This window comes from Clostridium sp. CAG:43 (assembly GCF_000434655.1).
GTDB lineage: Bacteria > Bacillota > Clostridia > Lachnospirales > Lachnospiraceae > Otoolea > Otoolea fessa.
Genome location: NZ_FR895100.1, coordinates 248 through 16,794 on the forward strand (window position 1 = coordinate 248; position 16,547 = coordinate 16,794).

Sequence of the window (16,547 nt, forward strand, 5' to 3'; positions counted from 1 at the left end):
GAGCAGCCGGAAGCTGGAGATGCAGGCGGCAAACAAAAATTGTGAGCTTGACGAGGCAGTCAAAGCCGCGATCATTCAGGACGTGATGCGCGCAGTCAACCGCCTGCATCCGGATTTTGAGACAATTCTGGCAGAAAAACCGCAGAAAACGAAGAAAAGAGTCCATGTTCTGGCGATCGGCGACGTCGGAAGTACGCTGTTGACCGGGCTTCATCTTCTGGGCGGCGACTGCATCAGTTCGATCGGCATCTGTGATATTTCCGATAAAGTGACCGCACGCTGGGAATTTGAGGAAAACCAGATTGCCTACCCGTGGGCGTATGACGCGCTGCCGGAGGTCGATGTGGTAAAACCGGAAGACCTCTTCAAGTGCGATGTATTTGTATTTGTCGCTTCTAAGGGAATCCCGCCGGTTGGTTCTGGCGTCAAGGATGTGCGGATGTACCAGTTTGAAAATAACTCCAAGATCGTTGCGCAGTATGCAAGACAGGCGAGAGCCGAGCATTTCAAGGGCTTATTTGCCGTTGTCTCCGATCCGGTTGACCCGCTGGCAAAGACGGCATGGCTGGAGAGCAACAAGGACGAAAACGGCATCCTTGATTTAAAGGGACTCCGCCCGGAACAGGTACAGGGCTTCGGACTCGGCGTTATGAATGCGCGCGCGGCTTATTATGCGAAGCGCGACGGGCGGTTTTCACAGTTTTTGACTGAGGGGCGTTCCTTCGGACCGCATGGACAGGATCTCGTCATCGCAGATTCCATTGAGAATTACAACGACGAGCTTTCAAAAGAACTGACCCAGCTGACGGTAACGGCAAACCTGCATATGCGTGCGATCGGTTTCAAGCCGTTTATCGCACCGGCATATTCCTCCGGCGCGATCTCCCTGATTCTGATGATGCGCGGCGAATGGCACTGCGGTTCCGTATTCATGGGCGGCATCTTCATGGGCGTGAAAAACCGTTATACTGAATACGGTCTGGAAACAGAAATCCTGCCACTGCCGGATGCGCTGTATGAGCGGATTGTGACGGCGGAGGAAAATCTGAAAAAGATTGTGTGATTGATGAGTCTTATCGCAGGAAGGAAGCGAACATAAATGATTCATTCAAATTCAGAAGGAGATATTTATATAGAAGAAATGCCTCTCCTCCTCGTCCATCTGCGCGAGGAGGAAAAAGGCGCGGATGCGCGCCTTTCTGAGGTGTTATCCTATGCGCTGGACGGCTACGCCTACGAGACAGCGACGGAAATCAGTGCTTTTGAAGATTATGTAAACCGATGGAGGCGCCTGGAGAAGACACAGAATCGAAAAAATCCAGTCCAGGGACGTATCCTGTTTGCCGTGCCGCTTGGTACATCTGGCATCAACCTGGAGCTTTACCGCCTGATTCGTTTCCTGCGGGAACATCCGGATTTTCTGAACGGTTTTGTCGGCGGACTTTTGGTGGACAGTGAAAATGACCTCTATTCCAAATCGGCGGCGAAGGATCTGGTATTTGCCGCTAACTGTGCGGGCTGCGCGTTCGTGGGACGCCCGCTCGTCGAGGGCACGCGGACACTTTCCAATTACACGATCGTTTCCAATAATCTTGGAACCGATCTGATGGGGGCATACCGCGAGAGCGCGGCGGGGCTGGTCAAAGAAGTACTGGGAACGGATTGCGTCAGGAAAAAATGTCCGAAAGTATTGGTGCTGCACGCGTCAAGCCACAAGACCTCCAACACCTACGCGATCTGGAACCGGGTGAAAGAACAGCTCCCGGAGATGGAGATCCGGGAGATAGGGCTTCGAAACGGTACGCTTTCCGACTGCGCCGGATGCCCGTACAAGATGTGCCTGCATTTTGGCGAGCAGGGAAGCTGCTTCTACGGTGGAGTGATGGTCGAGGACGTCTATCCGGCAGTCCGAGAGGCGGATGCGATCGTGATGCTCTGTCCAAACTACAACGATGCGCTGTCGGCAAACCTGACTGCGTTCATCAACCGCCTGACTTCGCTGTTCCGGACGACGCGGTTTTATGACAAAGCGCTGTTTGCGGTGGTTGTGTCGGGCTATTCCGGAAGCGATATCGTGGCGGAACAGCTTATCGCGGCGTTAAATATGAACAAAACCTTCTATCTGCCGGGGCAGTTTGCGATGATGGAGACGGCAAACAATGCCGGGGCAGCGATGCAGCTGCCGGGGATTGAGGAACGGATGAATGCGTTTGCGGAGAGAATCCGGGAGACGCTATTATATAGGTAAAGAGGGGTTATAAGCAGGGCAGCGTCACTGGGAGAGTTTGTAACTGTTCACAGGTAGGAATTCTTTGAACTGAAAATTCCGTACGATACAGTTCCGGCAGCAGATTTTGCCGATTTGGAATGCGTAGCATCGGCAAAATCCCGTTGCTGGGCACACGTGTGTGAACAGTAACGAGAGTTTCACGTCTGCTATAAAATTCTTTACAGATTTCATGAAACTAAGTATACTATATAAATATGCAAAAACTGTTTTACTCAGGCTAAAAGCTATGTGAAATTGTACTATTTAAAGAGGGAGAAAGGCAGAAATGAAATCCTGGAGACGAACATTAGCGATAGGCTTTATCATAGCGATAACTTCGCAGCTTTATTGGAACGTATTTGTCAACAATTTCCGTGTGTCAGCGTCGGTTATCCTGCTTCCGGTGCTGATTATGACAGTCGGAAGTCAGATTCACACGATGACGATCTGTACGGTGACGTCGATCATTGTTTTTTTATTCCGAATTGTGATATATTATCTGCAGGGAATGCCATCCGAGATGCTGGTACAGCTTGCGATGCCCGGAGCATTCTTTTATATCGTGTACGGCATGATGTTCAAGCTGCAGATCCGGAATAAACATATCGCGAATCTGGAAAATGTGATTGCGGCGGCATTTTTCTGTGACTTATGCTCGAATATATTCGAAAATTTTCTGGCAGCGCTTCTTAAAAACAATGCGATGCCGGGACCGGATACGATTCAAAAGCTTTTTATGATCGCTGCAGTCCGCACGCTTTTTGTGGCACTGGCACTGATCGGAGAACAGCAGTATCGGCTTCTTCTTACGAAAGCGGATCATGAGAGCCGTTATCAGCGGTTATTTCTTATGACGACGGGACTCAAGACTGAGATTTACCTGATGCATAAGAACACCGAGGAGATCGAGCGCGTCATGAGCAATGCATACAAGCTCTATGAGCAGATTCTGGAAAAGGATCTTCCACGGGAAATGCAGCAGATGGGACTTGAGATAGCGCGGGATGTCCATGAGATCAAGAAAGATTACATCCGCATCATTCAGGGCATTGAGGAGGCGATCGAGGAAGAGTCGAACGAGGAAACGATGAGCCTGCAGGATCTTCTTCGGATTCTGGAATCAGCCACCTACCGGACCATGGCGGAGAAAAAGCTGGATATCCGTCTGATGTTTGACTGCCGGGACAATTTTATGACGCAGGAACACTACCAGCTTATGACGATTCTCAAAAATTTGGTAGGAAATGCGGTGGAAGCGATCGAATCGACGAAAAAAAGCGGGATGATCTGGATTCGGGAGTACAAAAAAGATGGCAATTATGTGTTTGAAGTAGCGGACGACGGACCGGGAATTTCAGAAAAACATCTCCCACGGATTTTCAATATGGGATATTCAACGAAGTTTGATGAAAAAACCGGCAATATATATAGAGGCGTCGGGCTCTGCGGTGTGAAAAACGCGGTAGAGGAGCAGTTTGAAGGTAGTATTTCAGTGGATTCGGAAGAGGGAAGAGGAACGAAATTCCATATTGAGATACCGATAGCGAAATTGGAGGAAATAGAGTAAATGGAGATTTATATTGTTGAAGATGATATGTCAGTGATCAGCGTCCTGCAGGATATTATTGAAGATAATGATCTGGGAATTGTCTGCGGAACTTCAGAGGGACAGCCGGCGGATGTGGATGATATCCTGGCAAAGAATCCGGATATGGTTCTGATTGATTTCTTGATGCCGGAAAAGGACGGTGTTCAGGTCATGCGCGAACTGCGGGAAAGAGGCTGCAAGGCAAAATGCATCATGATTTCCCAGGTGGCGGCAAAAGAATTGATCGGCAAGGCATACGATGCGGGCATTGAGTTCTTCATCAGCAAGCCAATCAATATCATTGAGGTAAAATCGGTCATCCGTAATGTGGATGAGCAGATCAAGAATGAGAAAACTCTGACGAATATTAAGAAAATGTTCATGGCAGAGATCGCGGATATGCCGAAGGAGAAGAAAAAAGATGACGGTTACGGCAGAAAGGTGCTTTACATTTTAAACCGTCTCGGCATGTCCGGCGAGAAGGGCGGCGACGATATCCTTCGGATCTGCGAGTATCTGCACAACAACGGACGCCCTATCTCCCAGGTCAGCATCGGTCAGCTCTGCGAGCTTTTGAGCGATGCGCCGAAGAACATGGAGCAGCGTGTCCGCCGTGCGATCGCGGTCGGCATGTCGAACCTGGCACATTTGGGTATTGAGGATTTCATGAATGAAACCTTTACTGCATACTCCAGCACCTTGTTCCCATTCGAGGAAATCCGGGCAGAGATGGATCACATCCGCGGTAAACGCCGTTACGGTGGCAAAGTCAGCATCAAAAAGTTCATCGACAGCCTGATGCTGGCGGTAGATCGTGAGGTATAACGGGTAGATTTACAAAACTTTCCAATCTGTTTATCATAAGTTAAAAAAATGTTATAAAAATTTTATGTTTTTATGATGGATCTTGTAGTTTTTTGTCGGGGCTACAGTATTATACACCTGCGAGCAAGAAAAAAAAATAGGTTGGAGGTAGTTGTATGAAGACAATCGAGCTTGATATGTATCAGGCAACCGCAGTTGCGGCACTTGTACTGTTACTGGGACGTGTTCTGGTAGCTAAAATTTCTATTCTTCGTCGGTATTGTATTCCGGCACCTGTAGTTGGTGGTTTCCTTTATGCAATCGTTCATACCATCGTAAGAGGCATGGGCATTCTGGAAATTTCCTGCGACATGACACTTAAAAACGTATTCATGGTAGCTTTCTTCTGTAGCGTAGGTTTCACAGCATCTTTCCGTATGCTGAAGAAGGGCGGCGTTCAGACAGTTGTATTCCTGGCTCTGTCAGCTGTTATGGTAATTCTTCAGAACGTCCTGGGTGCTGGTCTGGCAAGCGTATTTGGTCTGGATCCTCGTCTGGGTCTGGCAACCGGTTCCATCCCGATGGTAGGTGGTCACGGTACTGCTGGTTCCTTCGGACCGTTACTTGAGGAATTAGGCGTAGCAAATGCGAGCGTTGTAGCTATCGCTTCCGCTACTTATGGTCTGGTTGCAGGCTGCGTAATCGGTGGTCCTATCGCAACTGCTAAGATCCGTAAGTACAAACTGTCCGCAGTTACTGAGGCAGCTACTAAGACTGAGACTGTAGAGACAGATGAGACTGGTGCAATCGATTCCGCTAGAATCCTTGACGGTCTTCTGTACTTAATCGTTGCTATCGGTGCTGGTACTATCGTATCCATGTTCCTTGGCAAGTTTATGACATTCCCATTCTACATCGGCGCAATGTTAGTTGGTGCTATCATCCGTAACATCATGGATGTTCAGAACAAAGAGATCCCGATGGAAGAGATCAGCACACTGGGCGGTGCTTCCCTTTCCGTATTCCTGGGTCTGGCTATGATCGATATGAAGCTGTGGCAGTTAGCTGAGCTGGCTGTACCGATGGTAGTTATGCTTCTTGCACAGACAGTACTTATGTTCTTCTATGCAAACTTCGTTGTATTCAACGTACTTGGCAAATCCTACGATGCTGCTGTTATGACCAGTGGTTTCTGTGGATTCGGTATGGGTGCTACCCCGAACGCTATGGCAAACATGCAGGCAATCACCGGCGTATATGGTCCGGCTCCGACTGCATTCATGGTAGTTCCGCTGGTAGGTTCCTTATTCATCGACTTTGTAAACGCAACTATCCTGACAGGATTCATCAGCTTCCTGGGTTAATAGATGCGAATTTCAAGAGGTCTGCTTTTCGGCAGGCCTCTTTTTTTGTGTAATAGGAAATTCCTTGGAATTCCCTATTACACAAAAAGGCGCTAACGTGCCAATGATGCGCACTCACACGAAGCAGAAATATGTCGCAAGCGACCGCACGAGGCGCCCGAATGTGCTTTGGCACATTCGTTGTCCATCCCCGAGTTATAATCAGGAACAATATAACTCCATAAGCAAATAATAATAACATCTATAACACTATTTTTATTTGATTCTGACGAAGAAATGATATATAATACATTATAGAAACAGAAAAGTTCACAAAAACAATTTGGAACCAGAGGGAATTATGTACAAGATTGATGAAACCATCGTCAAGTATTTGTGGTAACCATAGTTCAGTGAACTATTCAAACTTATATACATATCAGGAGGTATTATCCAATGAGCAAGTATGTTGACAGAGTTCTTGCAGAACTCAAAGAGAAAAACGCACATGAAGCCGAATTCCTTCAGACAGCAGAGGAAGTATTATCCACTCTGGGTCCGGTTGTAGATGCACATCCGGAGTACGAGAAGGTTGCTCTTCTTGAGAGAATGGTTGAGCCGGAGAGAACTATCGAGTTCCGTGTACCGTGGGTAGATGACAACGGCGCTGTTCATGTAAACCGTGGCTATCGTGTACAGTTCAACGGCGCTATTGGACCGTACAAAGGAGGCTTACGTTTCGCTCCTTCTGTAAACCTGTCTATCATGAAATTCTTAGGCTTCGAGCAGACTTTCAAAAACAGCTTAACAACCCTGCCGATGGGCGGTGCTAAGGGTGGTTCTGACTTCGACCCGAACGGCAAGAGCGATGCAGAGGTTATGAGATTCTGCCAGTCCTTCATGACTGAGTTATATCGTCACATCGGACCGGACGTAGATATCCCGGCTGGTGACCTTGGTGTAGGTGCTCGTGAGATCGGTTACCTGTATGGCCAGTACAGAAAGATCCGTGGTGCATTCGAGAACGGTACTATCACTGGTAAGGGAATGTCCTTCGGTGGTTCTCTGGTACGTCCGGAAGCAACTGGTTACGGCGCTGTTTACTATGTAGAAGCAGTTATGAAACATGAGAACGATACAATCGAAGGCAAGAGCGTTGTTGTATCTGGTTTCGGTAACGTTGCTTGGGGTATCTGCAAGAAACTGGCTGAGCTGGGTGCTAAGGCTGTTACCCTGTCTGGTCCGGACGGATACATCTATGATCCGGAAGGTGTTGTAACTGAAGAGAAGATCAACTACATGCTGGAGATGAGAGCATCTGGACGTAACAAAGTTCAGGATTACGCAGACAAGTTCGGCGTACAGTTCTTCCCAGGTGAGAAACCGTTCGGCGTTAAGGCTGACATCGTTATGCCGGCTGCTACTCAGAACGACGTTCGTATGGAAGAGGCTAAGAAGATGGTTGCTAACGGCCTTAAGTACTACATCGAGGTTGCTAACATGCCAACTACCAACGAAGCTCTTAAGTTCTTAATGGAGCAGAAGAACATGGTAGTAGCTCCGTCCAAGGCTGTTAACGCAGGTGGCGTTCTTGTATCTGGTCTTGAGATGAGCCAGAACAGCGAGAGATACAGCTGGACAGCAGAGGAAGTTGATTCCAAACTGCATCAGATCATGACTGGTATCCATGATGGTTCCGCAGCAGCAGCTGAGAAATACGGCTTAGGCTACAACCTGGTAGCTGGTGCTAACATCGTTGGTTTCCAGAAAGTTGCTGACGCTATGATGGCTCAGGGTATCTGCTGGTAGTCAGTAGTTCCCCATACCATATGGAGTGAATGTATAAGTAATATAATTGCATAACGCAGTTACATAAAAGAACTGCTGATTCGGACAACCTGGTGACAGGAAGTCCGGATCAGCGGTTTTTTTTCATAGGAAATTGCGCCCTATGAAATAAAAACCGTTCCGCGAGGATGTGCCAAGGCACATTCTTTTTCATTTCAAGGAATAACTGTTTCCATCCCTTACATAAAATAATAATGGTAAAGGGTGTTTGTCTGCCAGAGGGTGTGAATCGGCGGTAGCAAATCGATTTTAAGATAATTTTCACAAATTCACTCTGGAAATATCGGGTGGAATATGGTTAAATAGTCAATAGAGTTTTGCCACCCAAAAGAGTGTAGAAGGAACGGAAAGGAGAAATACCAGGATGGATGAGAATAAAGAGTTGGTAGAGACAATGGAGGACTATGCCGAGGAGCTGGAGGCGTCTTTCAAACGCCTGCATGAGGGCGATATTGTGACCGGCACGGTTGTTGCAGTGACAGACGACCAGGTGCTGGTGGATTTGAAATATTTTGCTCAGGGCGTGATTGACCGTGAGAATCTGAGCAATGATCCGGATTTTAATATGAAGGACGAGATTCAGCCGGGCGACCTGCTCACGGCAACGGTAATTCAGACCGACGACGGCGATGGCAATGTCGTTTTATCCCGCAAGGAGGCGAATGACAGGATGACGTGGGAACATTTCCGTCAGCTGCTCGATGAGCGCACACCGCTTGAGGTTACTATTTCCGAGGTCGTAAACGGCGGTGCGGTTGCGATGGTGGAAGGCGTGCGTGGCTTTATACCGGCGTCGAGACTGGATGCAGCGTATGTCGAGGATCTGGACAGCTGGAATGGAAAGAAGATTCCGGTGCTGGTGATTGAGGCGGATGAGGAGAAGAAACGTCTCGTCCTGTCCGGCAGAGAGTTGGCGAGAGAAAAACAGGATGCGGAGAAGAAGAGCCGGATTGCGCGCTGTGAGACCGGCGCGATCATGGAAGGAACGGTCGAGACAATCAAGCCATACGGCGCGTTTGTCCTGCTGGAAAATGGCTTAAGCGGACTGGTACATGTTTCCCAGATGAGCAAAAAACGCGTGGAGAATCCGGGTGCAGTCGTAAAGGTGGGACAGAAAGTGACGGTGAAAATCCTGTCTACCGCAAATGGCAAACTAAGCCTCAGCATGAAAGAGGTAGAGCCGGACGAAGCGCCGGAAGAGGAAGTATTTAATTATCATGAGTCAGGCGAGGCGACAACCGGATTTGCCGAGCTGTTAAAGGGCTTTAAATTTGACTAAATAGCAGTAAAGGAGAGGGAAAATTGAATATCCCTGAGACGTATAATCAGCTTGACCAGTGGACGACAGTCATGTTTCTGTACAATTCTGCCCTGAAAGCGATTAACACGAAAATTGAAATTCTAAATAACGAGTTTATTCATTTATATAATTACAATCCGATCGAGCACATCAAATCGCGCCTGAAAACACCGGAGAGTATCGTCAAGAAGCTTAAACGCGGTGGATATGAGGTGACGATCCCGAACATGATTGAGCATCTGAGCGATATTGCGGGCATCCGTATTATCTGCTCGTTCAGCCCGGATATTTACCGGATCGCGGAGATGATCGCGCGTCAGTCGGATGTGACGGTGCTGGTGGTGAAGGATTATATCAAGAATCCGAAGCCGAATGGCTACAAGAGTTACCATATGGTTGTAACGATCCCGATTTATCTAAGCGATGGTCCGGTGGATACGAAGGTGGAGATCCAGATACGGACGATAGCGATGGATTTCTGGGCAAGTCTGGAACACAAGATTTATTATAAATTTGAAGGAAATGCGCCGGATTATCTGGAGCAGGAACTGAAAGCCTGCGCGGATATGGCGGATATGCTGGATAATAAGATGTTTTCCCTGAATCAGGCGATCACGAAGATTGCGGAGGAACAGGCGAAGGAGAAGGAAGCTGCGAAAGTGGCGGAGGAAATGAAGAAAGCAGAGCGGGAGGATGTGCCCGCGGGGAACGAGCAGGAGCCGAAAGACGGGAAACGGAGCGGGGAAGCTGCGTCCGGGAACCGGAAAGAAGCCGGAGAGTAAGAGACGAAGAAAATGAAGATACGCAGGCGGATGGGTGAGACAAAGCAGATTGTTCAGGTAAATGGGGGGAATATTCTGCTGTTTGAGCTGGCTTTCCGTTTGCTCACGCTGCCGCTTCTTTTGCAGGCAGTGGCGGCGCTGTTCCGGCTGTCGGTGCGCGCGTCCGGCTACAGTTATGTGACGGTCAGCAATCTGGTTTCCTACCTGCTGCGGCCGGTTACGATCGCGATTCTGGTTTTGATGGCAGCGATCCTGCTGGTGGGAGTTTCCATCGAGGCGGCGGGACTTCTGGCGGCATATCAGGCGGCGGCACTCTCGCGGAAAATGAGCGCTTTTTCGATGTTTGCGGCAGGCATCCGTCTGACGGTATCAGAGATCCGAAAGCGGAATCTGAGGTTGTTTCTGGTGCTGGCGGTTCACGGCCTGGTGCTTCATTCATTTTTGATTTACCGGATGTTATGCCATGTGAAGGCGGTCAAATTTATCCTTCCGGCGCTTCTGGCGGAGAACTGGGGGCGGCTTTTACTGGTTGGCGTGATTGTTGGCGCGGTTGTGATCTCACTTCCGACGATTTTTATCTGTTTTGGCTGTATGCTGGAGCAGCGGTCGTTTCGGGGCGGATTTCTGCGAAGTAGGGAGCTGCTGCGCGGTAATCGGGTACAGGTAGTTGGGACGCTTGTTTTGTGCAATCTGGCAGTTACGGCGGTGACGGTGGTGCTCTATCTGATTGCGGTTGTGATTGTGGCGGTGTTTGCTGTCTGGTTTGCGGACCGGCGTCTGGAATTGATTCTGGTTTTAGAGGCGCGCGACCGGATCGAGATGGTTTTGATGCCGCTCATGAGCATCGTGCTGATGTCGGTTAATTATGGCGCATTGACGGTGTTATATGTGCAGTTGGACCGGAAACGTCAGAACAAAGAGCGCTGGAAGTTTGAAGCTGGCGAACATGCGGGTCTTCCGTGGTTGAGCCGCCGCAACCGGATGGCGGCGCTGGCACTTCTGACGGCATTGAGCGCCGGAGCAATGTACGACGCTTTTTACCGGGGCAATGTGCTGGCGGCGGATCAGCTGAGGGAAGTGCAGCTCACGGCGCATCGGGGCGCATCGACGAGTGCACCGGAGAACACGATGCCTGCGATGGAGGCAGCGGTCGATCAGATGGCGGATTTTGCAGAGCTGGATGTGCAGGAGACGCGGGATGGTGTGCTGGTATTGTTCCATGACAGCACTCTGGAGCGGATCGACGGGACGCGGCGGACGATCCGATCGCTTTCCTGGGACGAGCTGCAGCAGGTAGATGCCGGTGGCTGGTATTCGGAGCAGTACAGTGGGACGCGGATTCCGAAGCTGGAGGACGTTATCGAATATGTCAGGGGACGGATGATGCTGAACATCGAGATCAAATATGCCGGCGCGTCGAGCGATCTGCCGGAAAAGGTCGTGGACTGTATCCGGGAGAATGATTTCGTGGAACAGTGCGTCGTGACATCGACGAGTCTTTCTTATTTAAAGCGGGTGAAGGCGGCGGATTCGGATATTTATACGGGCTATATCCTGTCGGCAGCATATGGAAGCTATTACGAGGATGATGCGATCGATTTTATCAGCCTGCTCTCCAGTTCAGCGAACCGGAAGCTGGTCGAGCGCGTCCATGCCTGTGGTAAGGAGGTTCATGTCTGGACGGTCAATAAAAAGAGTGAACTGGAGCGAATGAAGATGATCGGCGTCGATAACATCATCACCGACCGGCCGATCCTGGCGCGGGAGGTCATTCTGGGCGAGGAAAATGCGGAGAATCTGCTGGCGCGGCTGAGGGCGCTGCTACGGTAAAGAAAGATTACAGGAAAAATAAAAATCAGGAGAAAAACATGAGATTTGTACTACAGAGAGTCAAACACGCGAGTGTAAAGGTAGACGGCGAGCTGATCGGCTCGATCGGCCGTGGATATATGGTACTGATGGGCGTCAGCGACACCGACACGGAGGAAATCACCGACAAAATGGTGGATAAAATGTGCAAGCTGCGTATTTTTGAGGATGAGAACGGCAAGACGAACTGTTCGCTGGCGGATGTGGATGGCGAGATCCTGCTGATCAGCCAGTTTACTTTGTACGCGGACTGCAGCCACGGAAACCGCCCGGGCTTTACGGGTGCGGGAAATCCAGAACTGGCGAACCATCTCTACGAACACGCGCTGGCGCGCTGCGCCGGACAGGTGCGGAAGGTTGAGCACGGTATTTTCGGGGCAGATATGAAGGTCGAGCTTTTAAACGATGGACCATTTACGATTCTGCTGGATAGTGATACGATAGTGAAAAAGAAATGATTCGCAAAAGGAGGAAGGATATGTCAGTAGCGAAAGAACAGAGAGAAAAACTGATTTGGGAATTTCCTAATATTGGAAAGAAAGCCCCGGAGCAGGAGGAAAAGGCATTTGCATATTGCGAGGGATATAAGGAGTTTTTAAATGTGGCAAAGACCGAGCGCGAATTTGTGCGCGAGGCGGTGCTCCGCCTGAAAGAGGCTGGTTATGAGGAGTTCGAAGAAGGAAAAATCTATCAGCCGGGCGACAAGGTATACCAGATCAACCGCAAGAAAGCGCTTCTGATGAGCACGTTCGGAAAACGTCCGCTGGAGGACGGCGTCCGCATTAACGTGGCTCACATCGATTCCCCGCGCCTGGATCTGAAACCGAACCCGCTGTATGAGAAGGCAGAGGCGGCATATTTCAAGACCCATTATTACGGCGGCATCCGCAAATACCAGTGGGCGACGATCCCGCTGGCGATGCACGGCGTTGTGATTTTAAAGGACGGCACCTCGATGGATATTTGCATCGGCGAAAAAGAGGGCGATCCAGTCTTCTGCGTGACCGATCTGCTTCCGCATCTTGCCGCACAGCAGAATGAGCGGAAACTGAAAGACGGCATCAAGGGCGAAGAATTAAATATCATTGTTGGATCCCTGCCGTACCCGTGCGAGGAAGAAGACTCGATCAAGGAGCCGGTCAAGCTGCTGGCGCTGTCGATCTTAAATGAGCGCTTCGGCATGACGGAGAAGGATTTCCTGCGTGCAGAGATCGAATTTGTGCCGGCAGTAAAAGCAACGGATGTCGGTCTGGACCGCAGCCTGGTCGGCGCTTACGGACAGGATGACAAGGTGTGCGCGTACACGGCACTGACCGCAGAGATGAAAGCCAAGTCCCCGGAATACACGACGGTTACGATTCTGGCAGATAAAGAGGAGATCGGTTCCGTTGGAAATACCGGCTTAAATTCCGATTTTACCCTGCATTATATCGAGGGACTGTGCAAGGCAGGAAATGTGGATGTCCGCAAAGTGCTGAAGCATTCTCTGTGCCTGTCGGCGGATGTCAATGCGGCGTATGACCCGACGTTTGCGAGTGTATTTGAAGAAAAAAACTCCTGCTATCTGAATAAGGGTGTCGTTTTGACGAAATATACGGGTGCGCGTGGCAAATCCGGCAGCAACGACGCGAGCGCGGAGACGATGGCGAAAGTGATCCAGATCATGGATGAGGCAGGCGTATACTGGCAGATCGGCGAGCTGGGCGCAGTAGACGTCGGCGGCGGCGGCACGGTTGCCCTGTTTGTGGCTGGCATGGATGTAGACGTTGTGGATATGGGTGTTCCGATTTTATCCATGCATGCCCCATTTGAGCTGGCATCGAAACTGGATATCTATAACACATATCTGGCATTTGCAGCATTTTGCAGCTAAAAAATAGCCAGAAAATTCCGTCAGGAAAGACAAAACGTTTTTTTCTGGCGGAATTTTTTGTAATAGTAAATTCCGTTACTGGACACGTATGCGTGTACAGTAACAAGATAGAAAATGTAAAATATTGAAAAATCGCTTTTGCGACAGGCTGGTTTGTGGTATGATGATTGGTAAGACATACGTGCAGATATACCATATGTGCGTTTGAAAGCCAGGTGCCGGATGGCGCAGGCAGGAAATTGAGAGATAGAGGACGACTAAATGAAGAGATGGAAAATAGCAGGCATCTGTCTGGCGGTTGCGGTAGCAGCAGCGGCATCTGGATGCGGAAAAAAGACAGGGACTGAGACGACCGCAGCAGAGAGCGCGGCTGCAGAGACAGAGGAGCATGTCGCAGAGAGCAGCGTGAAGCTGGGCGAGTACAAAGGCATCGCTGTGACCGTGACCGAGGCATCCGTGACGGACGAGGAAGTAGAAAACCAGATTCAGCAGGTGTTGAATTCAAAGGCCGAGTACCGCGAGGTAGACCGGGCAGCCCAGACGGGCGATCAGGTCAACATTGACTATAAGGGACTTTTAGACGGTGAGGCATTTGAGGGCGGTACTGCCGAGGGCTATGACCTGACACTGGGATCCGGCAGCTTTATCGATGGATTCGAGGATGGGCTGGTCGGCGCTGTGAAGGGCGATCAGAAAGACTTAAACCTGACCTTCCCGGATCCGTATCCGAACAACCCGGATCTGGCAGGTAAGGCGGTTGTATTTGAGGTAACGGTCAATGCGGTCAAGGAGCGCTCCGTTCCGGAACTGACGGATGAGTTTGTTGCTTCCGTATCACCGGATGATGGAACCGTGGAGAAATACCGTGAATCCACCCGTGAGAACCTCTTAGAGCAGAAACAGCTCTCGATTGACAATCAGAGAGATACGGATATTCTGAATGCGGTTGTGGACAATTCAGAAGTTGTATGCTCGACTGCATCGATCGACGAGGCATATGATACACAGTTAAAGGCATACACCAACATGCTTTCCTCCTACGGCGTCGATCTGGCGACCTATGCGGGTATGATTGGAAGCGACGAGGACAGCTTCAAGCAGAAGATCCGAGAGGAAGCCAAGGAAATGGCGAAACAGTCCCTCGTTTTAAATGAGATTGCAAAGCAGGAAAATATCACGATCGACGATTCGGACAAGGAAGCACTGGCGAAACGCTACGGCTACGAGAGCCTGGAGACGATGCTTCAGAACGATAACATCGATCAGAAGATGGTGGACGATACGGCACTGATGCAGAAGACACTTGATTTTCTGGTAGAAAATGCCAAGATCACTGTCAGCACTGAGGAGAACAATGCGGCGCTGAATACAGAAGCAGCCGAGGACGAGGCGGAGTAGAAAGCGTCTCATAAAAATACAGATAAGGGGATAGACATATGCAGATTTTATACGACAGAATCCGTAAAGATGGAATCGTAAGAGCAGGAAATGTATTGAAAGTGGATCGTTTCCTGAATCACCAGATGGATATTCATCTGTTCCAGGAGATCGGCAAGGAGTTTAAACGCCGTTTTGAGGGTGAGGAGATCAACAAGATCCTGACGATCGAGGCGTCGGGTATTGGTATTGCCTGTATCGTAGCCGAATATTTTGATGTTCCGGTTGTATTTGCCAAGAAAACAAAGACGAAAAATATTGCCGGAGAAGTGTATACAACGAAGGTTGAATCGTTTACCCATGGCACTGTATATGATATTATTGTGTCCAAGGAGTTTCTTGGAAAAGGCGATAAGGTTCTGGTTATCGATGATTTTCTGGCAAAGGGAAAGGCATTAGACGGTCTGACCACTTTGATTCAGGATTCGGGAGCAGAATTAGTTGGTGCGGGCATTGTCATTGAAAAAGGTTTTCAGGACGGCGGCAAACGCATCCGTGATAAGGGCATCCGCGTTGAGTCACTGGCGATCGTAGACAGCATGAATGCAGAGACCGGGGAGATCGTATTCAGAAATGAAGATAAATAAAAAAGCATTGTTTTTTGATATTGATGGAACATTGTTTAGTGAAAAATTAAGGCAGGTACCGCAAAGCGCGGTGCTTGCCTTAAAAAAAACAATGGAAAAGGGAAATTTGACCTTTATTAATACGGGGCGAACCTGGTGCCAGACGTCCAAAATCCGGGAGGAAGCGCCGGTAAACGGGCTGCTCTGCGGCTGTGGTACCTATATTTCCGTGGATGGAAAGACACTCTATGACCAGAGAATTTCGCCGGAACGGGCGGAGAAACTGAAAGAGGATATTCTGCGGTTCCGGATGGATACAGTGATGGAGGGCGTGGACGCCTGCTTTTTCCGGCCAGATGGGGTGCAGACCGAAACGATGCGGGCGATCCGCTCGATTCTCGACCAGAGCGGCTCGGTTTCGGCGAAGAACTGGTCGGATCCATCCTTTTCGATCAGTAAATTTTGCGTGGCAGTCGGAGCAGACAGTGATCCGGCGGGATTTTTTGAGACACTTCGGGATTTTGAGGTGATTGACCGGGGCGGCGGCTTCTATGAGTGTGTGCCGATGGGGCATTCTAAGGCGAGTGCGATCGAGTGGATTTTGAAGCAATATGGGATTGCGCTGGAGGACGCGTGGGTCTTTGGAGACAGCATGAACGATCTGTCGATGTTCCAGTATGTGCCGAATACGGTTGTCATGGGAAAACACGATGCCGGGCTGGAGTCGTATGCGACGTTTACGGCGAAGACCGTGGAGGAAGATGGGATTTACCGGGCGATGGAAGAGCTGGGGCTTTTGTAAGGAAACAATGGTTTGGTGTTTGATATATATGTATAAAGAGTGAAATTTGTGTGGATGTGTGGAGTT

14 protein-coding genes are annotated in these 16,547 nt (G+C 49.6%); all 14 read left to right on the forward strand.

The genetic code is table 11. The features are described 5' to 3' along the window. Nucleotides 1–1,063: lactate dehydrogenase (locus QVO97_RS08785; protein ID WP_288189465.1), on the forward strand; the 1,063-nt coding region annotated here is incomplete at its 5' end. 36 nt (nucleotides 1,064–1,099) lie between these two features. Continuing rightward, nucleotides 1,100–2,248, forward strand: coding sequence for a flavodoxin family protein (locus tag QVO97_RS08790; protein ID WP_022359961.1), 1,149 nt, complete (start codon nucleotides 1,100–1,102; stop codon nucleotides 2,246–2,248). A gap of 307 nt (nucleotides 2,249–2,555) precedes the next feature. Then, a complete protein-coding gene (locus QVO97_RS08795) occupies nucleotides 2,556–3,836 on the forward strand; it encodes a sensor histidine kinase (protein ID WP_022359962.1) in 1,281 nt (426 codons plus the stop codon). Next, nucleotides 3,837–4,682 (forward strand): DNA-binding domain-containing protein, encoded by an 846-nt coding sequence (locus QVO97_RS08800; RefSeq protein WP_022359963.1) that lies wholly within the window; start codon nucleotides 3,837–3,839, stop codon nucleotides 4,680–4,682. A gap of 155 nt (nucleotides 4,683–4,837) precedes the next feature. Then, a complete protein-coding gene (gltS, locus tag QVO97_RS08805; RefSeq protein ID WP_022359964.1) occupies nucleotides 4,838–6,025 on the forward strand; it encodes a sodium/glutamate symporter in 1,188 nt (395 codons plus the stop codon). Between the two features lie 435 nt (nucleotides 6,026–6,460). After that, on the forward strand, nucleotides 6,461–7,813 hold the full coding sequence (gene gdhA, locus QVO97_RS08810; protein ID WP_022359965.1) for an NADP-specific glutamate dehydrogenase: 1,353 nt from the start codon (nucleotides 6,461–6,463) through the stop codon (nucleotides 7,811–7,813). 403 nt (nucleotides 7,814–8,216) lie between these two features. After that, on the forward strand, nucleotides 8,217–9,131 hold the full coding sequence (locus QVO97_RS08815; RefSeq protein WP_022359966.1) for a S1 RNA-binding domain-containing protein: 915 nt from the start codon (nucleotides 8,217–8,219) through the stop codon (nucleotides 9,129–9,131). 71 nt (nucleotides 9,132–9,202) lie between these two features. After that, nucleotides 9,203–9,934 carry a GTP pyrophosphokinase gene (locus QVO97_RS08820; protein ID WP_337411586.1) on the forward strand — a complete coding sequence of 244 codons (732 nt, stop codon included), beginning with the start codon at nucleotides 9,203–9,205 and terminating at the stop codon, nucleotides 9,932–9,934. Between the two features lie 12 nt (nucleotides 9,935–9,946). Further along, nucleotides 9,947–11,764: a glycerophosphodiester phosphodiesterase family protein gene (locus tag QVO97_RS08825; protein WP_022359968.1), complete on the forward strand. Its 1,818-nt coding sequence runs from the start codon at nucleotides 9,947–9,949 to the stop codon at nucleotides 11,762–11,764. Nucleotides 11,765–11,802: 38 nt separating this feature from the next. Continuing rightward, nucleotides 11,803–12,261 carry a D-aminoacyl-tRNA deacylase gene (dtd, locus tag QVO97_RS08830; protein WP_022359969.1) on the forward strand — a complete coding sequence of 153 codons (459 nt, stop codon included), beginning with the start codon at nucleotides 11,803–11,805 and terminating at the stop codon, nucleotides 12,259–12,261. 20 nt (nucleotides 12,262–12,281) lie between these two features. Further along, a complete protein-coding gene (locus QVO97_RS08835; protein WP_022359970.1) occupies nucleotides 12,282–13,676 on the forward strand; it encodes an aminopeptidase in 1,395 nt (464 codons plus the stop codon). A gap of 261 nt (nucleotides 13,677–13,937) precedes the next feature. Next, nucleotides 13,938–15,074: a trigger factor gene (gene tig, locus QVO97_RS08840; protein ID WP_022359971.1), complete on the forward strand. Its 1,137-nt coding sequence runs from the start codon at nucleotides 13,938–13,940 to the stop codon at nucleotides 15,072–15,074. A gap of 38 nt (nucleotides 15,075–15,112) precedes the next feature. After that, a complete protein-coding gene (locus QVO97_RS08845) occupies nucleotides 15,113–15,700 on the forward strand; it encodes a xanthine phosphoribosyltransferase (RefSeq protein WP_022359972.1) in 588 nt (195 codons plus the stop codon). Next, nucleotides 15,687–16,481, forward strand: coding sequence for an HAD-IIB family hydrolase (locus QVO97_RS08850; RefSeq protein ID WP_022359973.1), 795 nt, complete (start codon nucleotides 15,687–15,689; stop codon nucleotides 16,479–16,481). Before QVO97_RS08845 ends, QVO97_RS08850 begins: the two co-directional genes overlap by 14 nt. Nucleotides 16,482–16,547: the final 66 nt, after the last annotated feature.

Excerpts from the sequence above, each read along its gene's own strand:
- QVO97_RS08835 (WP_022359970.1), top strand. The coding sequence starts at position 12,282 with ATGTCAGTAGCGAAAGAACAGAGAGAAAAACTGATTTGGGAATTTCCT.
- QVO97_RS08795 (WP_022359962.1), top strand. The coding sequence starts at position 2,556 with ATGAAATCCTGGAGACGAACATTAGCGATAGGCTTTATCATAGCGATA.
- gltS (WP_022359964.1), top strand. The coding sequence starts at position 4,838 with ATGAAGACAATCGAGCTTGATATGTATCAGGCAACCGCAGTTGCGGCA.
- QVO97_RS08815 (WP_022359966.1), top strand. The coding sequence starts at position 8,217 with ATGGATGAGAATAAAGAGTTGGTAGAGACAATGGAGGACTATGCCGAG.
- QVO97_RS08845 (WP_022359972.1), top strand. The coding sequence starts at position 15,113 with ATGCAGATTTTATACGACAGAATCCGTAAAGATGGAATCGTAAGAGCA.
- QVO97_RS08850 (WP_022359973.1), top strand. The coding sequence starts at position 15,687 with ATGAAGATAAATAAAAAAGCATTGTTTTTTGATATTGATGGAACATTG.
- QVO97_RS08825 (WP_022359968.1), top strand. The coding sequence starts at position 9,947 with ATGAAGATACGCAGGCGGATGGGTGAGACAAAGCAGATTGTTCAGGTA.
- gdhA (WP_022359965.1), top strand. The coding sequence starts at position 6,461 with ATGAGCAAGTATGTTGACAGAGTTCTTGCAGAACTCAAAGAGAAAAAC.
- QVO97_RS08800 (WP_022359963.1), top strand. The coding sequence starts at position 3,837 with ATGGAGATTTATATTGTTGAAGATGATATGTCAGTGATCAGCGTCCTG.
- QVO97_RS08820 (WP_337411586.1), top strand. The coding sequence starts at position 9,203 with ATGTTTCTGTACAATTCTGCCCTGAAAGCGATTAACACGAAAATTGAA.
- QVO97_RS08790 (WP_022359961.1), top strand. The coding sequence starts at position 1,100 with ATGATTCATTCAAATTCAGAAGGAGATATTTATATAGAAGAAATGCCT.
- dtd (WP_022359969.1), top strand. The coding sequence starts at position 11,803 with ATGAGATTTGTACTACAGAGAGTCAAACACGCGAGTGTAAAGGTAGAC.
- tig (WP_022359971.1), top strand. The coding sequence starts at position 13,938 with ATGAAGAGATGGAAAATAGCAGGCATCTGTCTGGCGGTTGCGGTAGCA.